Here is a 20,210-nt window from a genome sequence, read left to right as displayed (position 1 = left end):
ATGAACATTGCGACCCCTATCCAAGCCAAATCGCGCATCGGGCACACAGCCTGTCCGCATGACTGTCCCTCCACCTGCGCGCTGGAGGTCGATCTGACTGAAGACGGCAGAATCGGCCGGGTTCGCGGCGCCAACGATCATTCCTATACCGCCGGCGTCATCTGCGCCAAGGTCGCCCGCTATGCCGAACGGCTTTATCACCCCGATCGTCTGATGAAACCGCTCCGCCGTGCCGGCGCCAAGGGTGAGGGGCGCTGGCAGGAGCTCTCCTGGGACGATGCGCTGGACGAAATCGCCGAAGCCTTCATCAAGGCTGAAGCGAAGGACGGCAGCGAGGCGATCTGGCCCTATTTCTATGCCGGTACGATGGGCTGGGTGCAGCGCGATTCCATCGAGCGGCTGCGCCATGCCAAGCGCTATTCCGGTTTCTTCTCATCGATCTGCACCAATCCGGCCTGGACCGGCTTCACCATGGCGACGGGCGTGTTGCGTGGCCCCGATCCGCGCGAGATGGGCCGTACTGATTGCGTCGTCATCTGGGGCACCAATGCGGTTGCCACCCAAGTCAACGTCATGACCCATGCGGTGAAATCCCGCAAGGAACGCGGCGCCAAGATCGTCGTCGTCGATATCTATGACAATCCGACGATGAAGCAGGCCGACATGGCTCTGATCGTCAAGCCGGGCACGGATGCGGCGCTTGCCTGCGCCGTCATGCACATCGCCTTCCGTGACGGCTATGCCGACCGCGATTACATGGCCAAATATGCCGACGATCCCGCCGGCCTGGAAGAACACCTGAAATCGAAAACCCCGGCATGGGCCGCGGCCATAACCGGCCTCTCGGTCGATGAGATCGAAGCCTTCGCCAAACTCGTGGGGACGACGAAGAAGACCTATTTCCGGCTCGGCTACGGCTTTACCCGTCAGCGCAATGGCGCGATCGCCATGCACGCGGCAGCGTCGATCGCGACGGTGCTCGGCTCTTGGCAATATGAGGGCGGCGGCGCCTTCCATTCGAACAGCGATATCTTCCGCATGGATGCGAGCGAGCTGACCGGCCGCGCCATGAAGGATATGGATATCCGCATGATCGACCAGTCGCAGATCGGCCGCGCCTTGACCGGTGATGCCGTGGCGCTGCGTCATCGCGGTCCCGTGACCGCCATGCTGATCCAGAACACCAATCCGGTGAATATCGCGCCAGAGCAGCGGCTGGTGAAACGCGGCTTCGCCCGTTCCGATCTCTTCGTCGCTGTGCACGAGCAGTTCATGACCGATACGGCTGACATGGCCGATATCGTCATCCCCGCCACCATGTTCGTCGAGCATGACGACATCTATCGCGCCGGTGGCCAGAACCACATCCTTCTCGGGCCGAAGCTTGTCGAGCCGCCGCCAACCGTGCGCAGCAATCTCTTTGTAATCGAGGAGCTCGCCAAACGCCTCGGCGTTGCGGATTGCCCCGGCTTCGGCTTCTCCGCTCGCGAGATGATCGACCGGGTTCTGTCCAGAAGCGGTCTGCCGGACTATGATTATTTCCTCGAACACAAATGGTTCGATCGCCAGCCGGATTTCGAGGAGGCCCATTTTATCAAGGGTTTTGCCCATCCCGACGGCAAGTTCCGCTTTCGCCCCGATTGGACCAACCAGCCGGCGCCGAACCGTCCGCCAGCATCGGTCGGATTGCTCGGGCCGCATGTCGAGCTGCCGGAGTTTCCGGATCAGGTCGATGTGATCGAGGTGGCCGATCCCGAGCATCCGTTCCGGCTCGCGACCTCGCCATCGCGCAACTTCCTGAATTCCAGTTTCGCGGAAACGAAGACGTCGCGCCAGAAGGAAGGGCGTCCCGAGGTGATGGTCAACCCGGCCGATGCCGAACGGCTTGATATTGTTCATGGCGAGCTGGTTCGCATCGGCAATACACGCGGCAATATCCGCCTGCATGCGCGCGTGACAGCGGAAGTGAAGCCGGGCGTGCTGATCGCCGAGGGCCTCTGGCCGAACAAGGCTCACGTCGATGGTGAGGGCATCAATGTGCTCACCGGCGCCGATCCGGTCGCGCCATATGGCGGCGCGGCTGTCCACGACAACAAGGTATGGCTCCGCAAGGATATGGCATGAGTGAATTCGAAAAGGCGAAAGCCGAAATCGTCAGCGAAAGGACGCTGGCGGATCAATGGACGCGGCTGAGCACATTTGAGGTCGACTACACGGATTCGCAGGGCGAAAAGCATCGCCTGAAGCGCGAGGTCTATCACCGCACGCCGGCGGCCTGCATCCTGCTTTATGATCCAAAGCGCGAAACGGTGATACTCGTCCGGCAATACCGTCTTCCGTCCCATCTTGTCGGTCTTCCCGACCGGATGATCGAGGTGCCCGCCGGCCTGCTCGATGGTGACGATCCGGAGGCCGCGATCCGCCGCGAAGCCATGGAAGAGACCGGCTTTCGCGTGCGCGACGTCCGCTTCCTCTTCAAATCGATGACGTCGCCCGGTTCCTCGACCGAGGTTATCCATTTCTTCGCCGCGGTGATCGATACGTCCGACCGTGTAGCCGATGGTGGCGGCCTTGCGGAGGAGCATGAGGATATCGAGGGGCTGGAAGTTCGCCTGTCCGATGCAATGGCGATGATCGAGAAGGGCGATATCTATGACGCCAAGACGATCATGCTACTGCAATGGGCGGCTTTGAATGTCGCCAGCTTGAGATAGACTAACGGGTGAGCGGGAGCTTTGTAAAAACTCTGCTCGCCATTCATCACAATGTCACGAATCGAGCTTACCGGGGCGTGCTGGCCGGAAACATTCGAATGTTTCCGAGCCTCCTTCGATCATGGACGCTGTTTCAGGAGAAAGCCGATGTGGCTCAGCAATTTCACGCTCGTTCTTCCCAATGAAGTCGTCGAGAGAGGCGCCGTGCGCATCGAAGACGGCGTGATTGCCGAAATCCGCTCGGAGCCGGTGGAGCAGCCGACGTTTGATGGCGGCGGCCGCTTGCTGATGCCAGGCTTCGTCGATCTGCATTGCGACATGGTGGAGCGCGAAATCGCGCCGCGGCCGAATGCGATGATGCCGATCGATTTCGGCATTCACGAGCTGGACAAGAAGCTGGCGGCCGCTGGCGTCACCACCGCTTTCGCGGCGCTCTCCTTTGCGACCGAAAGCGTCTACGGCCACGTCCGTTCGCTCGAAACCACTTCGGCAGTGATCCGTGGCATCGGCAGCCTGCGGGACGAGCTTCTGATCGACCATCGTGTCCACGCACGCTACGAAATCACCAATCTCGGCGCGGCTCCGACCCTGGAGCGGCTCCTGGAAGAGGGCTCCGTCGATATGGTTTCGCTCACCGACCATACACCGGGGCAGGGGCAGTACAACGACATCGAAAGCTACATCCGCAGCATGTCCGAGCGCCGGTCCATGTCGCGTGAGGCGGCCGAGGAGGTCGTGGCAAAGCGCATTGCGCAGCGCGAGGATCCTGAGATCGAGCGCAAGCTCCATGAAGTGGTCGACCTTGCGCTGAAGCACAAGCTGTCGCTCGCCTCGCATGATGACGACAGCCCCGAGAAGGTGGCGGCGATGCACGATCTCGGCGTGACGATCAGCGAATTTCCGGTGACCGGACCGGCGGCGGAGGAAGCCTGCCGCCGCGGTCTCTGGACACTAATGGGCGCACCAAACGCGCTGCGCGGCCAGTCCATGTCCGGCAATCTCAGCGCGCTGGATGCGGCGCGATCCGGTCTACTCGGCATCATCGCGGCCGATTATCACCCGGCCGCCTTCGTGCCGGCTATTTTCAAGATTGCTGATGTTGTCGCTGGCGGTCTGCCGGCGGCCGTTGCGACGGCAACCGCCAACGCCGCCCGTTCCGCCGGCCTGACGGATCGCGGCGAAATCGCTGTCGGCCAGCTTGCCGATCTGGTCGCCGTCGAGCCCGGCTCGGTTCACCGCATCCGCGCCACCTTCCGCGGCGGCCGCATCGTCTATAGCGACGGCACGCTGCATCCGCTGATGGCAATGGCGGCTTGAGGGAGGCATCTGGCATCCCCCTCATCCGCCCTTTGGGCACCTTCTCTCCGAGGGGAGAAGGGGTTTTTGCTAGACGCACCAGCTCGACAAAAGTATCTCGCTAAGAGGGTGACGTTTCCACCTTCTAATGGAGTTACACAGTCCCGGACGAGATTAGCTTCGTTATTGAAAAGGCAGCATCCGAAGCACTTCCACCTTCTCCCCTTGGGGAGAAGGTGCCCGAAGGGCGGATGAGGGGCTGTTCGAAGCCAGAGTTGCGTAATTATTCCGCGTCTCCAAGCAGTGACAAAATCTGCCGCTCATCGACAGCAGTCGCCTTGCCAAAGCTCACGGCCTTGCCATCTTCCATCCTGACCTTGCCTTCCGCCAGCAGCCGCAGCGATTGCGGATAGAGCTGATGCTCGACCGTGAGCACGCGGGCGGCAAGGCTGCCGGCGGTATCGTCGGTTAAGACGGGCACGGCAGCCTGGCCGACGACAGGACCTTCGTCCATGCCTTCGGTGACGAAATGCACGGTGCAGCCGGCAATGCGCATGCCCGCGTCAATGGCGCGCTGATGCGTATGCAGGCCTGGGAAAAGCGGCAGCAGAGAGGGATGGATGTTGATGATCCGGCCCTTGTAGGCCTGGATGAAGCGGCCGGAGAGCAGCCGCATATAGCCGGCAAGGCAGATGATATCGGGCGAGAGGGCTTCCAGCTGCGAAAGGATCGCCTCTTCATGGGCTTCCTTGCTGGGAAATTCCTTGCGGACGAAAGCGAAGGTCGCAATGCCTTCCGCCGCAGCCTTCGCGAGACCACCGGCATCCGCCTTGTCGGAGATGACACCGACGATCTCTGCCGGGTAGTCCGCTGCCTTCGTGGCCTTCAGAAGAGCCAGCATGTTGGAGCCGCCGCCCGAGATGAAGACGACGACGCGTTTGCGCGGCGTGGTCATAGAGCGAGCGTGCCCTTGTAGACGGTGCCGGGAGCGCCTTCTTCGCGAGCGACCATGCGGCCGAGCGTAACGACGGCTTCGCCTTCTGCCTCAAGCACGGCCTTCACGGGCTCAACGTTCTCGGCAGCAACGACCACGATCATGCCGATGCCGCAGTTGAAGGTGCGCAGCATTTCCTTCGCTTCGACGCCGCCCGTCTTGGCAAGCCAGGAGAAGACCGGCGGCACCTTCACCGCGGCAAGATCGATTTCAGCAGCCAGATGCTTCGGCAGTACGCGCGGAATATTCTCCGGAAAGCCGCCGCCGGTGATGTGTGCAAGTGCCTTCAGGGCGTGGGTTTCGCGGATGGCGTTGAGCAGCGGCTTCACATAGATGCGCGTCGGTGTCAGCAGCGCTTCGCCCAGCGCCTTGCCTTCGGCGAAGGGAGCCGGTGCATCCCAGCCAAGACCGGAAAGCTCGACGATCTTGCGCACCAGCGAGAAGCCGTTGGAATGAACGCCTGACGAAGCGAGGCCGAGAATGATGTCGCCTTCGGCAATGTCGCCCGAGGGCAGCAGCTGGCCGCGCTCGGCCGCACCGACGGCAAAGCCCGCCAGATCGTAATCGCCATGGGAATACATGCCTGGCATTTCCGCGGTCTCGCCGCCGATCAGCGCACAGCCTGCATCACGGCAGCCGGCCGCGATGCCGCCCACGATCGCCGCACCTTGATCCGGGTCGAGCTTGCCGGTGGCAAAGTAATCTAGGAAAAAGAGCGGCTCAGCGCCCTGGACGACCAGATCGTTCACGCACATGGCAACGAGATCGATGCCGACAGTGTCGTGATAGTTGGCATCGATCGCGATTTTCAGCTTGGTTCCGACGCCGTCATTGGCAGCCACCAGCACCGGATCGATAAAGCCGGCGGCCTTGAGATCGAACAGGCCGCCGAAGCCGCCGATTTCACCATCGGCACCCGGCCGGCGCGTCGAACGGACGGCAGGCTTGATCTTTTCGACCAGCAGGTTGCCGGCATCGATATCGACGCCCGCGTCGCTATAGGTCAGACCGTTTTTTCCAGACTGGCTCATGCTTCCGCCTCCGATGGCCGCCCGTCCATTATGACAGGGCTTTGATCGGCTCGCCATTGCATGATAGGGGCCTTTATGCAAGGCGCAAGCGCCGCAAACCCTTCGATTTTCCCCGCTTCCCATTGCTCAAGGCAGATTTCCGGCCGCAGGCTTGACCATAATTGCGGCATCATCCTATGTCCTAAGCACACGGCAAACGGGCGCGAAACAACGGGGAAGACGATGGAGCAAAAGGTCAGCGGGGCGAGCCTCAAGCGTCAAGTCACCTTCTGGGTGATCGTGCTCGTCGTCTTCATCGCCTTTATCTATATCTTCAGCACGATCCTGCTGCCGTTTATCGCTGGCATGGCGGTAGCCTATTTTCTCGATCCGGTCGCCGACCGGCTGGAGCGGATCGGCCTCAGCCGCCTGATGGCGACGGTGGTAATCCTGGTCTCCTTCATACTGATCTTCGCGCTGGCGCTGACGATCTTCATCCCGATCATCGTCAATCAGTTCAACGATTTCATTCAGCACATTCCGACCTATGTGCAGCAGATCCAGCAGCTGATCGCCAAGGCGCAGACGATGGTGCTGCCGGATTGGATCCGCAACCAGCTCGGCGCGATCAAGGACAATTTCTCCAGCATCATGTCCGAAGGTTTGAGCTTCGTCGGCGGCCTGTTCGCGCAGCTCTGGAGCTCTGGCAAGGCGCTGGTCAACATCATCTCGCTGATGGTCGTCACACCCGTCGTCGCCTTCTATATGCTGCTCGACTGGGATCGGATGGTCGCCAAGGTGGACGACTGGATCCCGCGCGATCATGTCGCCACCGTTCGCCAGATCGCTCGCGAGATCGACCAGGCAATCGCCGGCTTCATTCGAGGGCAGGGTTCGCTCTGCATTATTCTCGGCGTCTATTACGGCGTCGGTCTCTCGCTGGTTGGCCTGAATTTCGGTCTGCTGATCGGCCTCTTCGCCGGCATGATCAGCTTCATTCCCTATGTCGGCTCGATGGTCGGCCTCGTTCTGGCCGTCGGCGTCGCACTGGTTCAGTTCTGGCCGGATTATCTCTGGGTCGGCCTGACGCTCGTCGTCTTCTTCACCGGCCAGTTTCTGGAAGGCAATGTGCTGCAGCCGAAGCTTGTCGGCGAAAGCGTGGGCCTCCATCCGGTCTGGCTGATGTTCGCCCTTTTTGCCTTTGGTGCGCTTTTCGGCTTTGTCGGGCTGCTGATAGCGGTCCCGGCCGCTGCCGCCTGCGGCGTTCTTGTCCGCTTCGCCCTTTCGCGCTACCTTCAGAGCGATCTCTATTATGGACGCTCGGAAGCGGGCAAGGCGCGCAGAGCCAAGGCCGGCAAGACCGAGAATAGCTAGACATGACCGACGCAAAGAACGCTGATCTAAGGCGCAAGGCCGCCGAGCAGCTGCCCTTGGCCTTTACGCATGATCCCGCAAACGGGCGCGACGATCTGCTCGTCGCCGATCCCTTGAGCGCGGCGGTGAAGATCGTCGATTCCTGGCCGCACTGGCCGTCGCCGGTGGTGATCCTGGCCGGTCCTGTCGGGTCGGGCAAATCGCATCTTGCCAGCATCTGGGCAGAGCGATGTGGGGCAGTCCACATTCACCCGGTGGCCGGCTCCGCTGCGGCAGTTGCAGCGGCGAACGGCCCCGTCATTTTCGAAGACGTGGATCGCCTCGGTTTTGACGATACCGAGCTTTTTCATGTCATCAACAGTGTGCGCGAAAACGGCACCAGTCTTCTGATGACGAGCCGGCTCTGGCCGATGTCGTGGCCGGTGACGCTGCCCGACCTGCGCTCGCGCCTGAAGGCGGCGACGGTGGTCGAGATCGGTGAGCCGGACGAGGAATTGCTGTCGCAGGTGATCGTCAAGCTATTCGCCGATCGCCAGCTTTATATCGATGACAAACTCGTCCTCTATATCGTCAATCGCATGGAGCGTTCCCTGAACGCAGCGCAGCTGATCGTCGACAGGCTGGACCGGCTGGCATTGGCGCGAGGAACAAGGATCACGCGCCTGTTGGCAGCCGAGGTCTTGAACGAACTGGGTGGCTCCGGTCAGCCGGATTGAGCTGACATCGACTGTCACAGTTCCGTCGTCAAACTGATATACGTGGCACAGGATTGGAAAGAGGGTAGGTGGAACATGGACTCGGCACTCACGGAACATCAGGACGCCAACCAGGAAAATCCAGAGACCGCACCTGCGGTCAGCGAATTGCTGACCAGCCCCGAGCGCTTCATCAACCGCGAGTTCTCCTGGCTGCAGTTCAACCGCCGCGTCCTTGAAGAGACGCTGAACACCGCCCATCCGCTGCTGGAACGCGTCCGCTTCCTTTCGATTTCCGCCGCGAACCTCGATGAGTTCTTCATGGTGCGCGTTGCCGGTCTTGAGGGCCAGGTCCGCCAGAAGATTCTCGTGCGCACCCCAGATGGCAAGACGCCGGCCGAACAGCTCGATGATATCCTGCGCGAGATCGACAATCTGCAGATGGAGCAGCAGGCTTCGCTCGCCGTCCTGCAGCAATATCTCGCCAAGGAAGATATTCTGATCGTACGCCCGGCCGCCCTTTCCGATGCCGACCGACAGTGGCTCCATACCGAATTCGAACAGGCGATCTTCCCGGTCCTGACGCCGCTCTCCATCGATCCGGCCCATCCGTTCCCGTTCATTCCGAACCTCGGCTTCTCGATCGCGCTGCAGCTGAAGAGCATGAATGGCCGCGAGCCGATGACGGCGCTGTTGCGCCTGCCGCCGGCGCTCGATCGTTTCGTGCGCCTGCCTGACGCCAGCAACGTCATCCGCTACATCACGCTCGAAGATGTGGTGAACATCTTCATCCACCGGCTTTATCCGGGTTACGAAGTGCAGGGCTCCGGTACCTTCCGCATTATTCGAGACAGCGATATCGAAGTCGAGGAAGAGGCCGAAGATCTGGTGCGCTTCTTCGAAACCGCGCTGAAGCGTCGCCGCCGCGGTTCCGTGATCCGCATCGAGACGGACTCCGAAATGCCGCTCGAGCTTCGCCAGTTCGTGGTGGAGTCGCTGAACGTTCCGGGAAACCGCATCGCGGTTCTGCCCGGCCTTCTCGCGCTCAACACGCTTTCCGAAATCTGCAAGGCGCCGCGCGACGATCTGCGTTTCGAGCCCTACAATGCCCGATTTCCTGAGCGCGTCCGCGAACATGCCGGCGATTGCTTCGCCGCGATCCGTGAAAAGGACATGGTCGTCCACCACCCCTATGAATCCTTCGACGTGGTGGTCCAGTTCCTTCTCCAGGCTGCTAGGGATCCTGATGTTCTGGCGATAAAACAGACGCTTTACCGCACGTCAAATGACAGCCCCATCGTCCGTGCGCTGATCGATGCAGCCGATCTCGGCAAATCAGTTACCGCGTTGGTGGAACTGAAGGCTCGATTTGACGAAGAAGCCAACATCCGCTGGGCGCGCGATCTGGAGCGCGCCGGCGTGCAGGTCGTCTTCGGCTTCATCGAGCTTAAGACGCATTCGAAGATGTCCATGGTCGTGCGCCGCGAAGATGGCAAGTTGCGGACCTATTGCCATCTCGGCACCGGCAACTATCATCCGGTTACCGCCAAGATTTACACCGATCTTTCCTACTTCACCTGTGATCCGACGATCGCCCATGACATGGCGAACATCTTCAACTTCATTACCGGTTACGGTGAGCCGGAACAGGGCATGAAGATCGCCGTTTCGCCCTATACGCTGCGTCCGCGCATCCTTCAGCATATCGAAGGCGAGATCGAACATGCTAGGAACGGCCGTCCGGCGGCGATCTGGATGAAGATGAATTCGCTCGTCGATCCCGAAATCATCGACGCTCTGTATCGCGCCAGCAACGCCGGCGTCGATATCGAGCTTGTCGTGCGCGGCATTTGCTGCCTGCGTCCGCAGATTCCCGGGCTTTCGGAAAGGATCCGCGTCAAATCCATCGTCGGCCGCTTCCTTGAGCACAGCCGCATCTTCTGCTTCGGCGACGGTCACGGCCTGCCGTCGGACAAGGCGCTGGTCTATATCGGCTCGGCCGACATGATGCCGAGAAACCTCGACCGCCGTGTCGAAACGCTCGTGCCGCTCACCAACAAGACCGTGCATGAACAGGTGCTTTCACAGATCATGCTGGGCAATATCATTGACAATCAGCAAAGCTACGAGATATTGCCGGACGGGACTTCACGGCGCATGGAAGTGCGTCAGGGAAAAGAGCCATTCAATGCACAGCAGTATTTCATGACCAATCCCAGCCTGTCCGGCCGTGGTGAAGCCTTGAAATCCAGCGCACCGAAACTCATCGCTGGGCTGCTGTCGGGCCGCAACAAATAAATTGGACCTGCATGGTTGAATCAGAAGCCCAGGGGCGTCTTCCGGGCATCGCCCCTGTCTCCGTTGTCGATATCGGGTCGAACTCGGTCCGCCTTGTCGTTTATGAAGGCCATTCGCGGTCGCCAACCATCCTCTTCAACGAAAAAGTGCTGTGCGGCCTCGGCAAGGGCATAGCGCTGACGGGGAAGATGGACGAGGAAAGCGTGGCGCGGGCGCTTGCCGCGCTGCATCGCTTCAAGGCGCTCTCCGATCAGGCGCGCGCATCCACCATCTACGTGCTGGCGACAGCCGCAGCGCGTGAGGCCAGCAATGGTCCGCAGTTCATCCATCAGGCAGAAGCCATCCTCCAGCGCAAGGTGCGCGTGCTGTCTGGCGAAGAAGAGGCACGCTTTTCCGCGCTTGGCATTATCAGCGGTTTTTACCATCCCGATGGCATTGCCGGAGATCTTGGTGGCGGCTCGCTGGAGCTGATCGACATCAAGGACCGGGAGATCGGCAAGGGCATCACGCTGCCGCTTGGCGGCCTGCGCCTCTCCGAATATGCTGGCGGCTCGATTGAGAAGGCGCGCAGCTTCGCGCGCAAGCATGTCAAGACCGCGAAGCTCCTGAGCAAGGGCGAGGGCCGGACATTCTACGCAGTTGGCGGCACATGGCGAAGCGTGGCCAAGCTGCACATGGAAATCCGCAAATATCCGCTGCACATGATGCAGGGCTATGAAGTGCCGCTCGATGAGATGATCCGCTTTCTGGATCAGATCGTCGAATCGAAGGATTCGAAGGACCCCGCTCTGCAGGCGGTTTCCAAGCATCGTCGTTCGCTGCTGCCTTTCGGCGCGGTCGCCATGCGCGAAGTACTGACCGCTATGAAGCCGTCCGTCATCTCCTTCTCCGCTCAGGGCGTTCGTGAAGGTTATCTCTATTCGCTGCTGACGGAGGCGGAGCGCAACAGCGATCCGTTGCTCACCGCAGCCGGCGAGCTTGCCATCCTGCGTGCGCGTTCGCCGGAACATGCCCGCGAGCTTGCCGATTGGACGGGGCGGATGATGCCCTTTTTCGGTATCACCGAGACCGAAGAAGAGAGCCGCTATCGCCAGGCAGCCTGCCTGCTTGCCGACATCAGCTGGCGCGCCCATCCCGATTATCGCGGCCTGCAGGCGCTGAACATCATCGCCCACACCTCCTTCGTCGGCATCACCCATGCCGGCCGCGCCTTCATCGCACTTGCCAACTACTATCGCTTCGAGGGTTTGAACGACGATGGAGCGACCGAGCCGCTGGCAACGATCGCGACGCCGCTCTACATCGAGCGGGCCAAGCTGCTCGGCGGCCTGTTGCGTGTCGTCTATCTCTTCTCGGCGTCAATGCCCGGTATTGTCCGCAACCTGTCGTTCCGCCGTTCGACAAATCCGGATCTAGACCTCGAATTCGTCGTCCCCGCCGAGTATCACGATTTTGCGGGCGAGCGACTGGATGGGCGCCTGCAGCAGCTCGGCAAGCTTACGAACCGCCGCTTGGCCTTCCGCTTCGAATAGGTTTTTTGAAGCCTCTCCCCGCAAACCAGGGAGAGGCCGTTTCGCCGCGACTTATTTCGCGTTCAGGAAATCGCCCACTTCAAGAAGGCTGAACTCGTTGTCGTCAGCCTTATCGACGGCACGGCCTGCCGAGAAGGGCAGATTATTGTCATTGCCGATGACGATATGTGTGGCATCGACGCGATCGACATTCTCGATCGTGACGAAGGGCATGTCGTAAAAGCCTTCGCCGCCGCCCTGGCGACGCTTGTGATCGGGATCTTCGATGCGCAGCAGATCGATATAGCCGATCTTGCGAACGGACTTGCCGACATTGGCGTCGCTGAACTCGATCTTATAGACGCGCTTCAGCTCGACCGGAGCCTCGAAGCAATCCGGCTTCGGCTGCTTGGGATCGGCGCAGGCCTTGTCCTTCGTGCCGGCGCCGTTGTCGCGTTCGATGACCAGGGCCGTCGTCTCGTCGAGCATGTTGAAATCGCCGATCGACACACCCTTGTCCGCGAAGAGATAGAGCCAGCTGCGGCCGGTCCAGCTCTTCGACGCAACATCGAATTCGATGACACGGATGGCCGTCTTGCCGTCGACGCTCTCCATCTGGCCGTCATCCTTGTAGATCGGGCCTTCCAGCAGACCGTAGAGCTTGGAGCCGTCCTTCGACATGGCGAGGCCCTCGAAGCCGCCGGAGCGCTTCAGGTTGAAGGCCGGCATCTTCTGCGTGGGGTTGCCGGGCAGCTGGATCAGCGGATTGTCAGGAGACAGGACCGGCTTGCCGTCGAGCGTCGTTGCGAAGACGTCGGTCAGCTGGCCGTTCGTGTCGAATTTCAGCAGGTAAGGGCCGAATTCATCGCCGATCCAGAAGCCATCGGCAACAGGTTGGATCGATTCGATGTCGAAGTCGGCGCCTGTCAGGTAACGCTTGTCGGCGCCTTCCATAACGATCGGGAAGGGGGCCTTCTTGTTCGGGTCGGACAGGAACAGATTCTTGACGACCTCGACCTTGCCCCCGTCCCAGTCGAATTTCAGCTGATGCAGGAAAAGCATCGCGTCGGAAGAGTTCTGCTTGGAGCCGAAGCCATTGTCGGAGAGCGTCCAGAAGGTGCCGTCGGGCATGGTCTTGATGCCGGAGAAGCCCTGAATCGGCTGGCCGGCGAAGGGCAGCTTCAGGTCGGTGACGCGGGCGCCATCCTTGCCCGGCACGGTGCCGAGAGCGTCGGTGCGCTTGCGATCCGGCGTGGTGAATTTGCCTGACGTTTTCAAGAAATCTGCCGCATCGGCTGGGGCGGCAGTGATGGTGTTGGCCGGCAGGATCGCCTGGCCGACGAGCTTTGCCTTGAATTGCTGCTCGTCTGCTTGCGCCGAGGCGGCAAGCAGAATGAAAAGTGCCGTGGAAGCGGAAAGGATTCGGGTCATTATGTCACCTTGTTGGCGAGAAGTGGTGAAAACAATCCCGCTTAACAGGGGAGCCATGTCGGTGAATTAACGCTCAGGTGAAGATTTGGTGACTGTGGACAACCCATAGGCTGTGAAGCCCTGGCGTGCATCAATATCGGACTGCAGCTAGCGATGTGTATTGCTCACGATATATTGCGAATGGTCTTCAGCGCCTGCTGGTCCTGCGCGTGAAGGGCGATGACGCCAAGGTGCTGATCGCGGCCGCGAACGGCATGTTCACCGAGCTCTTCCTTGATGACCCCTTCGGGAAGCTCCATCCTTCTGGCAAGGTCGCTTGAAATCAGCACCTGACGCTCCAGCGTTTTGCAGAGAGACTCCAGCCTTGCGGTCGTGTTCACCGTGTCGCCGAAATAGGCGATCTTGTGGTGGTCGACGCCGATTTCCGCCGTCACGATGCTGCCGCCGTGGAGAGCGGCCCGCAAACGCGGTACCCTGCCATAGGATTTCAGCCATGTTTCGGCGTTTTTTTCGATATCGTCGAGGATATTGAATACGCAGCGCACGCAATTGGCATTCTTGACGCCCCGTTGGAGCGGCCAGGTGATGATGGCGGCATCGCCGATATAGTCGTCGATCGCGCCCTTATGCCGCCGTACCGGCTCGGCCATGGAACCGAATACCGCACCGAGGAATTCCTGCGTTTTCAGGTCGCCATGTTCCTCGGCAAAAGCAGTCGAGCCGACGAGATCGATGAACAGAAAGACGCGCTCCTCCTGCACCGGATTGCGGTAGCGGCCGGTCAACAGGCTGGAGAAGACGTCGCGCCCAAGCAATTCCCGCACGCGGCCGATGAAAATGACAATGGCGGTGACGACGACAGCATAAAGATAGACGTCTATCTTCAGCAGCGTAAGATCTTCCCAGGAGCCATCGACCAGCCCCAGAAGCTTCATGATACTGCCCGCCATGGCGTAGCCGGCGCTCATCAGCAGGAAATCGACGACCAGGGCCGAAAGGATGAAAGCCGGCGTCGGCAGCCGATGCATCCAGTCGTTCAGCCGCGGCAGGATCATGCGGCGTTCGAAGACCAGCAGCGGCATGCCGCAGAACAGCGCAAAGACTGCACCGATGTACATCGGCGCCTGTGGGAAGAATAGCTTGCCGTAGATGACGCCCGTCGAAGCGACGAATAGCGATGTCAGGATCCAGTTGCGCATCGAATGGAAGATGCCCATTCACTTTTCCGCCGAGAAGCGACGCCTGTCATCGACGCGGGATTGCGCCGGCAAACTGGAACGTCATCGAATAGAACGATTACACAAGACGTTCATTTCACGAGATTTGCGGCGCAATCGTGATGGCAGCCGGTATCTCGATGCGCGAATCATACGCAATCGCAAGGCGTCGGGAAAGGAGAATGTCGCTGCTAGAGGGCGACGGTCTCGATCCGCTTGCCGACGAAGCGCAGGGCCACTTGGCCCTGGATCAGCTGCAGGGCAGTCTCGCCGAAAAGATCGCGCCGCCAGCCGGTCAGAGCCGCAACATCGGCCTTCTCGCCCTCAGCGGCGATCTTGTCGAGATCGTCGCTATTGGCGATGACCTTCGGCGCAACGCCATGCTTTTCCGCAATCAGCTTCAAAAGGACCTTCAACAGTTCGGAAGCCGCTGCCGTGCCCTCGGGAGCCTGCTGGTGGCGCGGCGGATGCGGCATTTCTGCCTTCGGCAGCGCCAGCGCCGCGTTGATCGCTTCAAGCACCGCCGTGCCGGCGGCAGAGCGCTCCCACCCCTTCGGAATGGTGCGCAGACGCGCCAGCGCTTCGGTATCCTTCGGCTGCTGCTGCGCAATCTCATAGATCGCGTCATCCTTCAGCACGCGGGCGCGCGGAACGTTGCGGGCGCGCGCCTCGCGTTCGCGCCAGGCGGCCACGAACTTGAGGACGGCCAGCTCCTGCGGCTTGCGTAGCCGCATCTTCAACCGCTGCCATGCATCGTCCGGATGCAGGTCGTAGGTCTCTCGCGCTTCGAGGATCGCCATCTCCTCCTGCAGCCAGGAGGCGCGCCCTTCGCGCTGTAATTGCTCCTTGAGCGAGAGATAGACGTCGCGCAGATGCGTCACGTCGGCGAGTGCATAGTCGAGCTGCTTTTCCGAGAGCGGGCGCCGGCTCCAGTCGGTAAAGCGCGAAGATTTGTCGATATGGACATTCTTGATGCGGCTGACGAGCTGATCGTAGGAAACCGAATCGCCGAAGCCGCAGACCATCGCCGCAACTTGGGTATCGAAGATCGGATGCGGAATGAGATTGCCGCGATGGAAAATGATTTCGATGTCCTGGCGCGCAGCATGAAACACCTTCAAAACCGATGGATTGGCCATCAGTTCGAAGAAGGGTGCCAGATCCAGCCCCTTGGCCAGCGGATCCACCAGCACTTCGGTGGTGGGGCTTGCCATCTGTATCAAACACAGCTCCGGCCAGAAGGTCGTTTCTCGCAGGAATTCCGTATCGATGGTGATGAATTCCGACTTGGCCAGCTCTTGGCAGGCCGCCTCCAATTGGGCGGTAGTTTCGATCATATCAACACATTCAATGGTAAAATACTTTCTTAACTTCCTTCTCCTTTCAGCCGGATATGTCAATACTTTCGCGGACAAAGCCCTTGCCGCATTTCGCTTTTCGCTGAAATTGCCGGAAACAGAGAGGGCTTTGACCAAAGCCACTGGAAATTGAAGAGGCTTGCAACCGGCTAGGCCACCCGCACGTAACTCGTCATGCCCGTCTTCTGGTGTTCGATGATATGGCAATGCAGCAGCCAGTCGCCGGGATTGTCGGCGACGAAGGCAAGCTGCACCTTTTCATCCGGCTGGATCAGATAGGTATCGGAGACGAAGGGCTGCACCTGCCGCGTCGAAGAGGAGATGACGGTAAAGCTCATTCCGTGCAAGTGGATCGGATGGCTGTGCGGCGTGACGTTTTCCATGTCTATGATATAGCTCTTGCCGAGCTTGAGTTCGGCAAGCGGCGCGGTCGGATCGGGCGTATCGCCCGGCCACGGCACCTTGTTGATCGCCCAGAAACTGTAGCCGAGCGAGCCGCAAATGCTGTTGTCGGCGGTATTCTCCGCCGTCGAGCTCAGGATCAGCGGAATATGGGTGGCGGAACCGAGATCTGCCTTCTGCACGGGATTGTCTTCAAGCGGCGCCAGATCGCGCATGTCTCGCTTCAATGATGCGCCCACGGCGCGTAGCGTCGCCAGCACCTTCGGATTGGTCCCTTTGATGTCCTCGAGCTTGACGACCGCGCCTTCGCTGTCGGGCATGCGCACCGCAAGCTCCAGCCGCTGTCCCGGTCCGAGCTGCAAAAGATCGAGCGGAAAGCGCTGCGGCACGGGATTGCCGTCGATCGCGATCACAGTCGCCTCGGCGCCGTCCATGCGGAAGGAATAGATGCGCGTGACGTCGGTGATGGCAATGCGCAGCCGCACCAGCCCGCCGGAAGGCGCGTCATATTGCGGCTCCTGCTGCCAATTGGCAGTTCGCACCGTGCCGTAGGTGCCGGACTTGGCCGCATCCCGCGGCTTGAATTGCGCGATGAACTGGCCGTCGCTGCCGATCCGCCAATCGCGCAGATTGAGCACTACTTCCGAATCGAAGGCGGGATCCTTGGGGTTCTCGACCACGATGACGCCGGTCATGCCGTGGCCCATCTGCTCCAGCGTATTGCAATGCGGATGATACCAGAAGGTGCCGGCATCGGGCGGCATGAAGGCATAATCGAAATGATCACCGGTATAGACGTAGGGCTGGGTGAGGAAGGGCACGCCGTCCATATTGTTGGGCAGACGAATGCCGTGCCAGTGAATGGTCGTCGGCTCGTCTATGCCATTGACGAGCCGGGCAGCGAAAGCTTCGCCCTTCTTCATGCGCACGACCGGCGGCATGCCGGCGTCCCCATAGGTGAGCACGTTCTTGGTTTTGCCGCCGTCGGTAAGGTTTGCCTCGATCTTGGCCGTCTTCAGCGTGAGTGGCTCGGCGGCCGCCGCCTTGCCCGCAAACTTCCCGGCGATCCCGATACCAACGCCATAAGCGCCCGCAACGGCTGAAGCTTTCAAAAGATTGCGGCGGGTAAGGATCGGCATGTCGGGCTCCGGGGGCGAAGATATATGGATGTCTGTTTAAAGTTGACCGCAATGTTCAGCAATAGCATCGAGGTAGCCAAACTGCCGCAGCAGCTACTTGCGGCTGTCGATATGTTTATCGTCATGCTGGATCTCGATAGAGCCGTATGCTTTCCTGGACGCAATCGCCAAAACAGGAGGGCGCATGCGCCGCGACGTACCGGCTCGACTGCGCCAATTCGCGAAAACAATGCGCAGTGATGCCACCAAGGCTGAAAACATGCTTTGGCAGGCCTTGCGTCGAAGCCAGCTTGAGGGATTCAAATTTAAGCGACAGGTTCCGATCGATGGTTACATTCTCGATTTCGTATGTTTCGAGGCGCGGCTCATTGTCGAGGTCGACGGTGCCCAACACGCCGAAAGCATCGGGGATCTAGCGAGAGACGCACATTTCTCGAAGCAGGGCTTTCGTATAATGCGAGTCTGGAACCATGAGGTCACAACAAATCTTGAGGGAGTCTGCCTGACGATTCTGGCAGAGCTGAAAAATAGCGGAGAATGAACAGGAGGATGAAGCTGGTGCAGGTCTATCTCGCCCTTGGCGGGCGAGAAAGCAATTTCAATGGTTTAGGAATTGCGAACTGGGAGCTGCGACGCTTTCCAAAGCGCAGCGCAATTTCTAAGTCATTGAAATTGCAAGAGCGGGGGTCCTCTTCTCGCTCGTATAATTCAAAGATTGGGTGCACCCCTACCTACCCCCTCTCTTGCAAAAACTAAGACTTAGAAGAGGGGCGAGCCCTCATCTAAGTCTAAGTTTTTGCTTTCTCGCCCGCCGGGGGCGAGACAAGCCATGCGTTCGAGCCTTGACAAATCAGGCGCACCATGCGCTTTTCCGCCCGATTTTCTCGTCGGCGGGCGAGGGGTTTGCATGTCCTTGCGCCACCGCCCGCCAAGCCCAGGATATATACTATGCATCGCTATCGCAGCCACACATGCGCCGCCCTGCGCAAGTCCGACGTCGGTTCGACCGTTCGTATTGCCGGCTGGGTTCATCGCGTCCGAGATCATGGCGGCGTGCTGTTCATCGACCTGCGCGATCACTACGGCATCACCCAGGTCGTTGCCGACCCTGATTCTCCGGCATTCAAGCTCGCCGAAACCGTTCGTGGCGAGTGGGTCATCCGCATCGACGGCCTGGTCAAGGCCCGTACGGAAGACACCGTCAACAAGAACATGCCGACCGGCGAGATCGAGCTTTATGCTCAGGAGATCGAAGTGCTCTCCGCCGCCAAGGAGCTGCCGTTGCCTGTTTTCGGCGAGCCGGACTATCCGGAAGACGTGCGCCTGAAGTATCGCTTCCTCGATCTGCGCCGCGAAACGCTGCACAAGAACATCGTCAAGCGCACGCAGATCATCTCCTCCATGCGCCGCCACATGGGCGAAGTGGGCTTTACCGAATATACGACCCCGATCCTGACGGCATCGTCGCCGGAAGGCGCGCGCGACTTTCTCGTACCGAGCCGTATCCATCCTGGCACCTTCTACGCGCTGCCGCAGGCGCCGCAGCAGTATAAGCAGCTGCTGATGGTTGCCGGTTTCGACCGCTACTTCCAGATCGCGCCGTGCTTCCGCGATGAAGACCCGCGTGCCGACCGTCTGCCTGGCGAATTCTATCAGCTCGATCTCGAAATGAGCTTCGTAACGCAGGAAGACGTCTGGAACACCATGGGTCCGCTGATGACCCAGGTCTTCGAAGAGTTTGCAGACGGTAAGCCGGTCACCAAGGAATGGCCGCGCATCCCCTATGACGTCGCCATCCGCAAGTATGGCTCCGACAAGCCGGACCTGCGTAACCCGATCGTCATGGAAGCCGTTACCGAGCATTTTGCCGGCTCCGGCTTCAAGGTCTTCGCCAACATGATCGCTTCCAACCCGAAGGTCGAAGTCTGGGCCATCCCGGCCAAGACCGGCGGTTCGCGCGCATTCTGCGACCGCATGAACGCCTGGGCACAGAGCCAGGGCCAGCCGGGCCTCGGCTATATCTTCTGGCGCAAGGAAGGCGAAAAGCTCGAAGGTGCCGGCCCGCTCGCCAAGAACATCGGCGAAGAGCGCACGGATGCGATCCGTACCCAGCTCGGCCTCGATGATGGCGATGCCTGCTTCTTCGTCGCCGGCGATCCATCCAAGTTCTACAAGTTTGCCGGTGAAGCCCGTAACCGTGCCGCCGACGAACTGAACCTGATCGATCGCGATCGCTTCGAGCTGTGCTGGATCGTCGACTTCCCGTTCTTCGAATGGAGCGAGGAAGAAAAGAAGATCGACTTCGCGCACAACCCGTTCTCGATGCCGCAGGGTGGTCTCGAGGCGCTGCAGAACCAGGATCCCCTGACGATCAAGGCGTTCCAGTACGACGCCGTTTGCAACGGCTTCGAAATCGCTTCGGGCTCAATCCGTAACCAGTCGCCGGAAACCATGGTCGCCGCCTTCGAAAAGGTCGGCCTTAGCCAGACGGACGTCGAAGAGCGCTTCGGCGGTCTTTATCGCGCCTTCCAGTATGGCGCGCCTCCGCATGGTGGTGCTGCCTTCGGTATCGACCGTATCGTCATGCTGCTGGTCGGTGCCAAGAACCTGCGCGAGATCTCGCTCTTCCCGATGAACCAGCAGGCGCAGGATCTGCTGATGGGCGCTCCTTCGGCCGCAACGCCGACGCAGCTGCGCGAACTGGCGATCCGCCCGGTGCCGCCGGTCAAGAAGGACTAAGTTCTCCAAAGTTTGACAAAATACAAAACCCG

At 60.2% G+C, this 20,210-nt stretch carries 15 protein-coding genes; 9 read left to right on the top strand and 6 right to left on the bottom strand.

Translation table 11 applies throughout. The features are described 5' to 3' along the window. From FBZ99_RS04515 to FBZ99_RS04505, 3 genes are all read left to right on the top strand, one after another. Positions 1-2,124 (top strand): molybdopterin-containing oxidoreductase family protein, encoded by a 2,124-nt coding sequence (locus FBZ99_RS04515; RefSeq protein ID WP_233789900.1) that lies wholly within the window; start codon positions 1-3, stop codon positions 2,122-2,124. Then, positions 2,121-2,714, top strand: a complete 594-nt coding sequence (locus FBZ99_RS04510) for an NUDIX domain-containing protein (RefSeq protein ID WP_145631647.1) — start codon at positions 2,121-2,123, stop codon at positions 2,712-2,714. Before FBZ99_RS04515 ends, FBZ99_RS04510 begins: the two co-directional genes overlap by 4 nt. A 147-nt stretch (positions 2,715-2,861) precedes the next feature. Beyond that, positions 2,862-4,031, top strand: coding sequence for an alpha-D-ribose 1-methylphosphonate 5-triphosphate diphosphatase (locus FBZ99_RS04505; protein ID WP_145631645.1), 1,170 nt, complete (start codon positions 2,862-2,864; stop codon positions 4,029-4,031). Between the two features lie 262 nt (positions 4,032-4,293). On the opposite strand, the gene purN is transcribed toward FBZ99_RS04505, so the two are convergent. After that, positions 4,294-4,965, bottom strand: coding sequence for a phosphoribosylglycinamide formyltransferase (gene purN / locus FBZ99_RS04500; protein WP_113354697.1), 672 nt, complete (start codon positions 4,963-4,965; stop codon positions 4,294-4,296). Then, on the bottom strand, positions 4,962-6,035 hold the full coding sequence (gene purM / locus FBZ99_RS04495; RefSeq protein WP_145631643.1) for a phosphoribosylformylglycinamidine cyclo-ligase: 1,074 nt from the start codon (positions 6,033-6,035) through the stop codon (positions 4,962-4,964). The genes purN and purM overlap by 4 nt, the downstream gene beginning before the upstream one ends. Before the next feature lie 222 nt (positions 6,036-6,257). On the opposite strand from purM, the gene FBZ99_RS04490 reads away from it, so the two are divergent. The 4 genes from FBZ99_RS04490 (at position 6,258) to ppx (ending at position 11,913) form a co-directional block, all read left to right on the top strand. Then, positions 6,258-7,388 carry an AI-2E family transporter gene (locus FBZ99_RS04490; protein ID WP_113329052.1) on the top strand — a complete coding sequence of 377 codons (1,131 nt, stop codon included), beginning with the start codon at positions 6,258-6,260 and terminating at the stop codon, positions 7,386-7,388. Positions 7,389-7,390: 2 nt separating this feature from the next. Beyond that, positions 7,391-8,104, top strand: a complete 714-nt coding sequence (gene hdaA / locus FBZ99_RS04485) for a DnaA regulatory inactivator HdaA (RefSeq protein ID WP_113329051.1) — start codon at positions 7,391-7,393, stop codon at positions 8,102-8,104. A gap of 75 nt (positions 8,105-8,179) precedes the next feature. After that, positions 8,180-10,381, top strand: coding sequence for an RNA degradosome polyphosphate kinase (locus tag FBZ99_RS04480; RefSeq protein ID WP_145320502.1), 2,202 nt, complete (start codon positions 8,180-8,182; stop codon positions 10,379-10,381). Positions 10,382-10,392: 11 nt separating this feature from the next. Then, positions 10,393-11,913, top strand: a complete 1,521-nt coding sequence (gene ppx, locus FBZ99_RS04475; protein ID WP_113329049.1) for an exopolyphosphatase — start codon at positions 10,393-10,395, stop codon at positions 11,911-11,913. Between the two features lie 51 nt (positions 11,914-11,964). Here the strand turns inward: ppx and FBZ99_RS04470 are convergent, their stop codons facing one another. The 4 genes from FBZ99_RS04470 to FBZ99_RS04455 all read right to left on the bottom strand — a co-directional run bounded on the left by FBZ99_RS04470 (position 11,965) and on the right by FBZ99_RS04455 (position 17,439). Then, the gene (locus tag FBZ99_RS04470) at positions 11,965-13,323 is read right to left on the bottom strand and encodes an esterase-like activity of phytase family protein (RefSeq protein ID WP_145631640.1); all 1,359 of its coding nucleotides are present in this window, start codon (positions 13,321-13,323) and stop codon (positions 11,965-11,967) included. 164 nt (positions 13,324-13,487) lie between these two features. Beyond that, positions 13,488-14,540, bottom strand: coding sequence for an adenylate/guanylate cyclase domain-containing protein (locus FBZ99_RS04465; protein ID WP_145631638.1), 1,053 nt, complete (start codon positions 14,538-14,540; stop codon positions 13,488-13,490). A gap of 191 nt (positions 14,541-14,731) precedes the next feature. Then, on the bottom strand, positions 14,732-15,877 hold the full coding sequence (rnd, locus tag FBZ99_RS04460) for a ribonuclease D (protein ID WP_113329047.1): 1,146 nt from the start codon (positions 15,875-15,877) through the stop codon (positions 14,732-14,734). 170 nt (positions 15,878-16,047) lie between these two features. Continuing rightward, on the bottom strand, positions 16,048-17,439 hold the full coding sequence (locus FBZ99_RS04455) for a multicopper oxidase family protein (RefSeq protein ID WP_113329046.1): 1,392 nt from the start codon (positions 17,437-17,439) through the stop codon (positions 16,048-16,050). 184 nt (positions 17,440-17,623) lie between these two features. Between FBZ99_RS04455 and FBZ99_RS04450 the strand changes: the two genes are divergently transcribed. Continuing rightward, on the top strand, positions 17,624-17,980 hold the full coding sequence (locus FBZ99_RS04450; protein ID WP_113329045.1) for an endonuclease domain-containing protein: 357 nt from the start codon (positions 17,624-17,626) through the stop codon (positions 17,978-17,980). A 407-nt stretch (positions 17,981-18,387) separates the two neighbouring features. Further along, positions 18,388-20,178: an aspartate--tRNA ligase gene (gene aspS / locus FBZ99_RS04445; protein WP_113329044.1), complete on the top strand. Its 1,791-nt coding sequence runs from the start codon at positions 18,388-18,390 to the stop codon at positions 20,176-20,178. The last annotated feature ends 32 nt before the right edge of the window (positions 20,179-20,210 follow it).

It is taken from the genome of Rhizobium sp. ERR 1071, assembly GCF_007828675.1.
In the GTDB taxonomy this organism is placed as follows: domain Bacteria; phylum Pseudomonadota; class Alphaproteobacteria; order Rhizobiales; family Rhizobiaceae; genus Rhizobium; species Rhizobium dioscoreae.
This window is presented reverse-complemented; position numbering and strand designations above follow the sequence as displayed.

Bases quoted from the DNA above. Each gene is read 5' to 3' on its own strand.
- FBZ99_RS04455 (WP_113329046.1), bottom strand. From the start codon at position 17,439: ATGCCGATCCTTACCCGCCGCAATCTTTTGAAAGCTTCAGCCGTTGCG.
- hdaA (WP_113329051.1), top strand. From the start codon at position 7,391: ATGACCGACGCAAAGAACGCTGATCTAAGGCGCAAGGCCGCCGAGCAG.
- FBZ99_RS04505 (WP_145631645.1), top strand. From the start codon at position 2,862: ATGTGGCTCAGCAATTTCACGCTCGTTCTTCCCAATGAAGTCGTCGAG.
- FBZ99_RS04465 (WP_145631638.1), bottom strand. From the start codon at position 14,540: ATGGGCATCTTCCATTCGATGCGCAACTGGATCCTGACATCGCTATTC.
- FBZ99_RS04490 (WP_113329052.1), top strand. From the start codon at position 6,258: ATGGAGCAAAAGGTCAGCGGGGCGAGCCTCAAGCGTCAAGTCACCTTC.
- FBZ99_RS04450 (WP_113329045.1), top strand. From the start codon at position 17,624: ATGCGCCGCGACGTACCGGCTCGACTGCGCCAATTCGCGAAAACAATG.
- FBZ99_RS04515 (WP_233789900.1), top strand. From the start codon at position 1: ATGAACATTGCGACCCCTATCCAAGCCAAATCGCGCATCGGGCACACA.
- ppx (WP_113329049.1), top strand. From the start codon at position 10,393: ATGGTTGAATCAGAAGCCCAGGGGCGTCTTCCGGGCATCGCCCCTGTC.
- rnd (WP_113329047.1), bottom strand. From the start codon at position 15,877: ATGATCGAAACTACCGCCCAATTGGAGGCGGCCTGCCAAGAGCTGGCC.
- purN (WP_113354697.1), bottom strand. From the start codon at position 4,965: ATGACCACGCCGCGCAAACGCGTCGTCGTCTTCATCTCGGGCGGCGGC.
- aspS (WP_113329044.1), top strand. From the start codon at position 18,388: ATGCATCGCTATCGCAGCCACACATGCGCCGCCCTGCGCAAGTCCGAC.
- FBZ99_RS04510 (WP_145631647.1), top strand. From the start codon at position 2,121: ATGAGTGAATTCGAAAAGGCGAAAGCCGAAATCGTCAGCGAAAGGACG.
- FBZ99_RS04470 (WP_145631640.1), bottom strand. From the start codon at position 13,323: ATGACCCGAATCCTTTCCGCTTCCACGGCACTTTTCATTCTGCTTGCC.
- FBZ99_RS04480 (WP_145320502.1), top strand. From the start codon at position 8,180: ATGGACTCGGCACTCACGGAACATCAGGACGCCAACCAGGAAAATCCA.
- purM (WP_145631643.1), bottom strand. From the start codon at position 6,035: ATGAGCCAGTCTGGAAAAAACGGTCTGACCTATAGCGACGCGGGCGTC.